Source organism: Streptococcus infantis (genome assembly GCF_019929575.1).
Classification (GTDB): domain Bacteria; phylum Bacillota; class Bacilli; order Lactobacillales; family Streptococcaceae; genus Streptococcus; species Streptococcus infantis_L.
The window spans coordinates 1-1,314 of sequence record NZ_JAHZPU010000062.1 but is presented as its reverse complement, the minus strand read 5'-3'; the positions used below and the strand labels follow the sequence as shown (position 1 = coordinate 1,314).

Sequence of the window (1,314 nt, the reverse complement as noted above, 5' to 3'; positions counted from 1 at the left end):
GATTCTGTCAATAATTTTGTGTAAACACTCAAGTAAAGTTGCGGAGTGTTAATCAAATAAGCTTTCAAGTGTGTCAGCGCAAGACGCAAATCCTTTATGAATTCGCTGGCTGTGTTTGAAATTATAGTCTTCAAACAAGGTCACCAAATAGCGGTCTAGAGCCTCCTCATTAGGGAAAAGAACCTTCTTTTTGCTTTGTCGCTTGATCTCCTTGTTTAAGGATTCAATGAGGTTTGTCGAGTAAATACTGGTCCAAATCTGATGAGGAAAACGGTAAAAAGTGAGGAGGTTCTCCGTCAGTTCCAACTGCGCCATCACTTTTGGATAGGTTGCTTTCCACTCGGTGATAAAAGCCTCTAAAACCTGCTTGCCTTCTTCTAAGCTGGCAGAGCGATAGATAGTCTTAAACTGCTCCACTATCAGGGCGCGATCACTTTGTTTCACCTTACTAGCTAAGTTTCGACTGATGTGGATGAGGCAGCGCTGCTGCTTGGCTAAAGGGTAAGCTTGACTAACAACCTGGTCCAAGCCCTTGAAGCCATCTGTGACCACAAGCGAAACCTGCTCCAGTCCTTGACTATGAAGCCTGTCCAGCAGATCTGACCAAGAAGCATTGTTCTCATTTGGGGCAATCTCATATCCAAGAACAGCTTTGTGCCCCTCGGCTGTGATGCCAAGTGCAATATGGATACACTCCTTACTGACGGTTCCACGTCTTAAAGGAAGATAAGTCCCATCCAAATACAAAATTGAGTAGTGGGCTTCCAGAGCTCGCTTATGAAAGGCCGCCACATTTTCCTGTGTCGCCTTTGAGATGTTGGAAATCGTGGCAGGACTATAGTGATGACCATACATTCGCTCGATGATGTCGCTGATTTCGCGCGTTGTTACCCCTGTTTGGTAGAGTTTGATGACCATGGCTTCTAGGTGATCATCCCGCCGCCCATAAGCTGGTAGGAGAGCAGGACTAAAGTCCCCATTGCGGTCTCGAGGGATAGTCAACTGAACGGTGCCATATTTAGTTTCAAACCGCCGTGAATAGCTTCCGTTGCGGCTATTGCCAGTGTTGTAGCCCTCTTTCTCATAAGGCTCATAACCCAAAAAAGCGGACAACTCAGCCTGAAGCAGGTCATTCATGGCTGTTTCAAGAGAAGAACGGAAAAATTCATCGATATCTTTCTTTTGTGCTAGGAAGTTCAGCAATTCTGTGGTAAACTGGGGCATAGGAATAAGTCTCTTTCTAGTAAATGTGTTGCAACTCTACTATACAGGATTTATTCCTTTTTGTGTTTACACAACTTATTGTACACTGCC

At 44.9% G+C, this 1,314-nt stretch carries 1 protein-coding gene; it reads right to left on the bottom strand.

Features of this window, described 5'->3' with window-relative positions; all coding sequences use genetic code 11:
• Positions 1-48: 48 nt before the first annotated feature.
• Complete coding sequence (locus K1I67_RS09590) at positions 49-1,224, bottom strand: IS256 family transposase (RefSeq protein ID WP_223336673.1); 1,176 nt, start codon at positions 1,222-1,224, stop codon at positions 49-51.
• Positions 1,225-1,314: the final 90 nt, after the last annotated feature.